This is a genomic window from Streptomyces sp. UNOC14_S4 (assembly GCF_020740835.1).
In the GTDB taxonomy this organism is placed as follows: Bacteria; Actinomycetota; Actinomycetes; order Streptomycetales; family Streptomycetaceae; genus Streptomyces.
The window spans coordinates 1-6,898 of sequence record NZ_JAINFC010000415.1 but is presented as its reverse complement, the minus strand read 5'-3'; the positions used below and the strand labels follow the sequence as shown (position 1 = coordinate 6,898).

The 6,898-nt window shown below is 71.2% G+C and carries 5 protein-coding genes and 1 pseudogene; 3 read left to right on the top strand and 3 right to left on the bottom strand.

Going from position 1 to position 6,898, the window contains the following annotated elements; all coding sequences use genetic code 11:
* The first annotated feature begins 375 nt into the window (after positions 1-375).
* Complete coding sequence (locus K6I34_RS28175; protein ID WP_229330040.1) at positions 376-1,272, top strand: hypothetical protein; 897 nt, start codon at positions 376-378, stop codon at positions 1,270-1,272.
* Positions 1,273-1,356: 84 nt separating this feature from the next.
* Positions 1,357-2,478: an ADP-ribosylglycohydrolase family protein gene (locus K6I34_RS28170; RefSeq protein WP_229330038.1), complete on the top strand. Its 1,122-nt coding sequence runs from the start codon at positions 1,357-1,359 to the stop codon at positions 2,476-2,478.
* A 79-nt stretch (positions 2,479-2,557) separates the two neighbouring features.
* On the opposite strand, the gene K6I34_RS28165 is transcribed toward K6I34_RS28170, so the two are convergent.
* From K6I34_RS28165 to K6I34_RS28155, 3 genes are all read right to left on the bottom strand, one after another.
* Entirely contained in the window at positions 2,558-2,761 is a 204-nt protein-coding gene (locus K6I34_RS28165) for a DUF397 domain-containing protein (RefSeq protein WP_229330036.1), read from the bottom strand.
* Between the two features lie 231 nt (positions 2,762-2,992).
* Entirely contained in the window at positions 2,993-3,859 is an 867-nt protein-coding gene (locus K6I34_RS28160; protein WP_229330042.1) for a helix-turn-helix transcriptional regulator, read from the bottom strand.
* A gap of 488 nt (positions 3,860-4,347) precedes the next feature.
* The gene (locus K6I34_RS28155) at positions 4,348-5,124 is read right to left on the bottom strand and encodes a GPP34 family phosphoprotein (protein ID WP_229330034.1); all 777 of its coding nucleotides are present in this window, start codon (positions 5,122-5,124) and stop codon (positions 4,348-4,350) included.
* A 232-nt stretch (positions 5,125-5,356) separates the two neighbouring features.
* Here K6I34_RS28155 and K6I34_RS28150 point away from each other — a divergent pair.
* A pseudogene (locus K6I34_RS28150) lies at positions 5,357-6,898 on the top strand (hypothetical protein); the annotation flags it as partial.

Below are 6,898 nucleotides of genomic sequence, written 5' to 3'. Positions count from 1 at the left end.
CCCAGTCTTCCACGAGGATCACCCTTTCCTCCTGACCTTGATCAGCAAGGCCAGAATGAGATGAAGATCCACAAATGGGTCAGTATTGACACGCCGTCAAAGGGTCAGAGTTCGACCGTCGCCGACAGGCGCCCCGGGCGCGCCGTACACCAAGAGGTACCCAGGACGCGGCTCAGCCCGCCGCAGGCGGTTGGTTGCGGAGTTGTTGAATGGCGGCGATCAGGTCGCGACACGGTGACACATAAGGTGACCGGCATGTCTTGGCCTCAGAATCCTCAGCAGCCCCACCCATCTCAGCAGCCCCCGCAGCCTCAGGGGGGCCACGGCGGGTTCGGGGCCGCCCCCGCGTGGGGGACTCCGCCGGAGGCCACGGCTGTGGACCAGCCGGCGATCCACTCGCAGGCGACGGTCTTCGCCCAGCCGGTCGTCACTCCTCCTCCTCCGGTGCCGCCCGCCCCGGCTCCGCCGAAGAAGAACAGGACGCTTCTCGCCGTCGTCGGCGGTGTCGTGGCGCTGGCCGTCATCGGCGGAGGCGCGTTCTTCCTGCTCAAGGACGACGGGAAGAAGGGCGACGAGGCGAAGGGCGGTGACACGAAGTCGGGTCAGCAGGCCGCCGTGCCCGGTGGTGGGCAGCCGGACGGGTCCGGCCCGTCCGGCCAGGACGGCGGGAAGGCCGTCACGCCCGCCGGCTGGCAGACGCAGACCGCTCACGAGTACCGCTTCCAGTACGACGTCCCCGGCAAGGCCGAGCACTGGAGCCTGCTGCCGCGCGACACCATGACCTCGTACGTCGACGAGGCGGGCAAGCCGGAGATCACCATGCGGGACCCCGCCCACTTCCGCGAGGGCGGCTGTTCCTCCAGTGCCAACCCCAACGCGCTCGGCGAGGCGGGCAAGGGGCAGCTCGCCACGGTCGGCACGATGGGCGGCGACACCTCGCTGAGCATTCAGGAGAACGCCCGGAACTGGGCGGGCAACTGGGGCTTCTTCGCCTATGGCGGCAAGGGCCACAAGCCGAAGATCGATGTGTCCGAGGCCAAGCCGTGGAAGCACAACGGCATCGACGGCTGGACGGCCACCGCCAAGGTCGGCGTCACCAGCCGCCCGAGCCCGTGCGTTCCGGCCACGGCCATCGTCAAGAGCATTGTGGAGAAGCTGCCCGACGGGAAGTTCCACAGCTGGGTCATCTACGCGGACCAGGGCGTTCCCGACGCGCTCCCGGAGAGCGAGATCGACCGGATCATGGGAACGGTACGGCCGGTCAAGGGCTGAGCCGTGGCGCGGACGGGCACATAGAGTGCTGGGCCTGTCAGGACACAGGACATCCGAAGTGAAGCGACGCCAGGAGGGCACGACGTGACCACGACCACCGGCGCGACCCCCGCGCTGTGGAGCCGGGCCGAGCAGCAGGACTTCCGCGCCCGGGTGCGCGGCTGCCTGCTCGGCGGGGCGATCGGTGACGCGCTCGGCGCGGGCATCGAGTTCGACTCGCTCGCCGCGATCCGCGCCGCCCACGGCGCGGAGGGCGTCACCGACTACGTGCCCGCGTACGGGCGGCGCGGCGCGGTCACCGATGACACCCAGATGACGCTCTTCACCATGGAGGGGCTGATACGGGCCCATGTGCGCCGGGACACCGGCGCCTGGCACCCGCCCACCGACATCCACCGCGCCTATCTGCGCTGGGCGGCCACCCAGCGCGACTGGGGTCCGGACGAGCGCGAGCCCGACGCGGGCTGGCTGGCGCGTGAGGAGTGGCTGTACGCCCGCAGGGCCCCCGGCAACGCCTGTCTCTCGGGCCTCGCCGACACCACCATGGGCACCCTGGAGGCGCCCAAGAACCCCGGCTCCAAGGGCTGCGGCGCGGTGATGCGCTCCGCGCCGTTCGGGCTGCTCGTGGGCTGGGAGCCGCAGCTCGTCTTCCAGCTGGCCGCGGAGTGCGCCGCGCAGACGCACGGCCACCCGTCGGGCTGTCTGGCGGCGGGCGCCTTCGCCGTCATCGTGCACGGGGCCGCCCGCGGGGAGGGACTGGACGGCGCGGTGCAGCGGGCGCTGGCCGTGCTGGCGGGCCACCGGGGCCATGAGGAGACCACTCACGCGCTCCAGCAGGCGCTGGGCGCGGTGCGCCAGGGGCTGCCCACGCCCGAGCGGGTGGCCTCGCTCGGCGAGGGCTGGGTGGCGGAGGAGGCGCTGGCCATGGGTCTCTACTGCGCGCTGGTCGCCGAGGACGTACGCCACGGGCTGCTGCTCGCGGTCAACCACGGCGGTGACTCGGACTCCACCGGCTCCATCTGCGGGAACCTGCTGGGGGCGCTGCACGGGGAGACGGCGCTGCCCGCGGGCTGGGTCGCGGAGCTCGAAGGCCGGGGCACGATCCTGGAGTTGGCGGACGACTTCGCGATGGAGCTGACCCAGGGGGCCGCCCTGCACAGCCCGGGCGCGCCCGCCGCGGCCTGGCTGGCCCGTTATCCGCGATAGGCCCGTGAAGACACGGACGCACGAACGCCGGGTGGGCCGATACCGGCCCACCCGGCGTTCGTATCCGGTCCGGGTCACATCAGAGGACGGACGCGTCGGCGGTAACGGTCGTCACGAACGAGGACCAGGCGTCCGGCACGACGCTCAGGCCGGGGCGCTCGACGTCCTTGGAGTCGCGGATCGCGATGGTCAGGTGAAGGGGGGAGGCCACCTCCACGCAGTCGCCGTGGGCCAGCGAGTGCGTGGACTTGCGCCAAGTGGAGTTTCCCTGCTGGATCGCCATAATTGCTCCCAAGCCTTGTGAGGGGGCACCCCGCAGGCGGGGGACCAAGGGTTTCTCTCGTTCCCCCTCGACTTCCGATTTCCCTTCGACGGTACGCGCCAACATCACCTGATGAACGGCCTGTTCACTCGACCGGATGCAATCTCTCAAATAAGCCTTCCCTTAATGCCTGCTGTCGGTGTACGGTGCCGCGCTTCTCGGCGGTACCCCATCTCCGGGGGCCTTTCGCGGCTACGCGGGGGAGCGTCCCCACTCTTCGCCGACGCGCTCGATGAACTGCCGTGAGTGTTCCGCATTGAGGGCCTGCATCCGCAAATGCTCATACATCACGCTGTAGGTCTGGACATCATTCGGCTTCTCCAGGTACAGGTCGCTGGTGATCCCCTCGAGATAGACCGTGCTGGCGTCCTGCGGATCGTTGAACTCGAGGATGCAGAACTTCCCGTACATCCCGGGATGCGCGCCCACGTCGTACGGCAGCACCTGCACCGTGATGTGCGGCTCCAGGCTGAACTCGATCAGTTTGCGCATCTGTTCCTGCATGATGCCGCGGTTGCCCACGATGCGGCGCAGCGCGGACTCGTCGATGACGGCCCACAGGCGCAGCGGGTTGTCCGGGTCGGTGATGCGCTCCTGCCGCCGCATCCGCACCTGGACGCGGCGCTCGATCTCGGCCGCCGTGGCCTCCGGCCAGGAGCCCTCGATGGCGGCGCTCGCGTAGTTGGGGGTCTGGAGCAGCCCCGGCACCAGCGACGCCTCGTAGGCCCGCAGGGACGCGGCGTCGGTCTCCAGGCCGATGTAGACGCTGTAGGGGATGTCGCCGAAGGCGTGCCACCAGCCCTGCTGGCGCGACTCCTTGGCCATCTGCATCAGCGAGTCGACGATGCGGTGGTCCTCGACCCCGTACACCCCGCACAGGTCGCGGACGTCGCGCTGGCTGATGCTGCGGCGGCCGTTCTCCAGCCTGCTGATCTTCGACTGCGACACCAGTAGCCGTTCGGCCACTTCCTCGGCGGTCATGCCCTTGAGTTCGCGGAGCTTGCGCAGCTCCTGCCCCAAGCGGCGTCGCCTTACGGTGGGGTTGACACTGGACGCCACGGGACGCACCTCCGGCTCCGTCATGCTCTCTCTCCTGACCTCGCAGCCTGCCACCACCGGCCGGGGCGGCGCTGGAAAACGCCGACACCGAGTCCCCCGGTGACGGCCCGCTGCAAGGGCTTTGACGTGCGACGGCACGGCGGTGCGGCAGACGCGCGCGCGGGGCGGCGGGCCGCGCCGCCATCCCGGGCGGAGGGCTCGCCACCCCGCGCGACTCCGCGGCCCCGTACCGGTCCGGAGGACCGCGGTGCGGCCTGTGAAGCCGAACGGAGCGGTGGGTGTGCTCTGGAGTGGGTGCTGAGGGTGGTGCTGAGGGTCGTAACGAGGGTGGTGCCGGGGGTGTTACGGGTGGTGCGGAAACCGTCGACGGAATGACCGCGGTATCACCACGGTGTCGCCGCGGTTCGCCGTGGTGACGGGTGTCCGGCGGCTCGTCGGCCGGCTTAACGATTCGCCTTCACCGGCTGGGGGACCGGTTCGGCTGTTGTTCAGGAAACGCCCGCGCGGGCCATGACGGCCGCCCCGCGCGTCACTTGCCTCTCGGGGGCGGGGGCCTCGGAAGGCGCCACGCCGGACCGGACGGACGCCCCGCGGCGCCCCGCTCCGCCACCGGCCGCGGCCGGTGCCCGCCGCGGCTGCGCCGCCACGCCGTTCTGCACGTCCATGACAGCGTGCGCCACGAGCCCGCCCATCGGGTCGTGCCGGATCAGATCCCGGAGACGGGAGCGGGACGACCGCCCCTCGTTGCCCGGGTAGAGGTGCTTGCCGAGGCCCACGGCGTGGGCCAGCGCGGCCAGTGCCGCGGTCCGCGGGTCCGGCGGGACGCCGGTGCGGATCGCGCTGTCCAGCCGGGCCCTGATCTCCCGGCTGATGGCCGTGTCCGTCGCCTGGTAGCGCGTCGTCGGCAGTACCCCGCACATCTGGCCCGCCACGGCATGCACCATGCCGCACCGCTCCAGGTGCGTGAGGTACGTCTGGCGCAGCCCCAGCCGGGGCCCGCCGATCCAGTGGACCGCGCGGACCGGGCTGCCGCGACGGCGCAGCAGTTCCAGCGCGGAGTCCAGCGTCGGATCTCCTGTGGGCCGTGGCATCACCACGGCGATACGATCCCCGTCAGGGGCTATCCGTCCTGCCAGCGCCAGCTCCACGAGCTGTGCCCCGGCAAGACCCAGATCGAGCGACTGCGGCTGCGCCGTGGTACCCGTGGCCGGGTCCAGGGCGAGCAGCAGAAGCTCCTCCGGAATTGTTCTGCGGCTCCTGCCCATCCATGCCTCCCCGCGTGGATGAGTGACAGGGTGACCCCTCTCACATTGGTCTGTCGAGAGTGCGTGGTGGCTTCGGGCGGGAACCGGTAGGTATGTCGTCTCGTCTAGCACGTGGGTGAGGCCAGTCGAAGCCCTTTGACGGTGCGGTTGCGCGGTGGCGTGGCGACGACAAAGGACACTGGTAAGCGATGTGAAGGTTCGGCAGTGGGGCGCTGGGCGTCTCGCGGCGGGTATGGCGTGGGAATTCGAGGAGGCATCGGTGGCGGGCGAGTCCCCCGGCAAGTCGGAGCAGCGGAAGTCGTCGGGGGAGACGACTGGCAGCGAGCGCGATCCTCGGCTGGAGGTTTTCCGGGAACGGGAAGAGCGGGTGGAGCCGGAAGAGTCGGAAAAGCCTCGGCCGGAGTCCGGCGTGGACGCGGATGTGGATGCCGCCGATAAGGGCGGCAAGGACTCCAAGGGCGACCCGAAGGAGAAGGGCGAGCCGTCGGGCGCCGGTGAGAAGGCCGTGGCCGATCGGCCGACCGCTGTGTTCGGCGCGGTGAAGCCGAAGGCCGCTGCTGCCGCCGTTGCCGAGGGCGGGGACGCCTCCGTCAAGGAGACCGCCACCGCCGTGAAGGCGAAGGACGAGGACTCCGAGGGCACCGCCGAGGACGCGGAGAAGTCCGAGGGCGCTGCCAAGCCTGCGAACGGCGCTGCGAAGCCCGCCGCCGACCGGGCCACGGCCGTGTTCCGTGCGGTGCAGCCGGAGGCGGACGGTGACGGCGAGGCCACCGTGAACGGTGACGGCGACAGTGACGCCGCCGCCGAGCCGAAGCCTGCCGCCAATGGTTCCGGCGCCGCCGAGAAGCCCGCCGCCGATCAGCCGACCGCCGTTTTCGGCGCGGTGAAGGTCAAGGACAAGGGCGAGGCCGGTGCCAAGCCCGCGAACGGCTCCGCCAAGCCCGCCACCGACGGCAAGGACGTCGACGGCGCCGAGAAGGACGGTGCCGCGAAGCCTGCCGCCGACCGTCCCACCGCCGTCTTCGGCGCGGTGAAGCCGAAGACCGACGGCGCCGACAAGCCCTCCTGGGCGCGGGCCGACGATGACGAGGCCGGCAGCGCCGCCGAGGCCAAGGGCGACGCCGGCACCGAGGGCGCGGACGACAAGTCCGCCGACGCCCCGAAGAAGGACGGCGAGAAGAAGCCTGCCGCCGCCGATCAGCCGACGGCTGTGTTCGGTGCCGTGAAGCCGAAGGCCGACAGCGCCGAGAAGGACGCCTCCGAGAAGGACGCCGCCAAGAAGCCGGCCGCCGATCAGCCCACCGCTGTCTTCGGAGCCGTCAAGGCCGAGGCCAAGGGCGACGGCAAGGGCTCCTCCGACGATCAGCCCACCGCGCTCATGAAGGCGCCGAAGGCCCCCGAGAAGGACTCCGGCAAGGCCAAGGCCCCCGCCGAGTCCGACTCCGAGCGGACCAGCCAGTTCGTGCCGCTGAAGTCGCTGGACGGCGAGCCCGCGAAGCCCAAGGGCAAGCCGACCGTCCCCGTCACGGTCACCCCGCCCACGGGCACGCCGAAGGCGGCGCCCAAGGCCGGGGCCGGGGCCAAGGACACCAAGGACACGGACAAGGCCGTCGCGGGCAAGACGGACACGGCGGGCAAGGCCGCGGCGGCTACCAAGGCGGATGCCAAGGCCGCCGACGCCGAGCCGGCCGCCAAGGCCGAGCACCCCGAGGCACCGCCGCAGCCCGCCGCGCCGCTCGACCTGCTCGCGCAGCTGACGAACACGCCGCCGCCC

Coding starts and splice junctions, on each gene's coding strand:
- K6I34_RS28165 (WP_229330036.1), bottom strand. CDS start 2,761: ATGGCGATCCAGCAGGGAAACTCCACTTGGCGCAAGTCCACGCACTCG.
- K6I34_RS28155 (WP_229330034.1), bottom strand. CDS start 5,124: ATGGGCAGGAGCCGCAGAACAATTCCGGAGGAGCTTCTGCTGCTCGCC.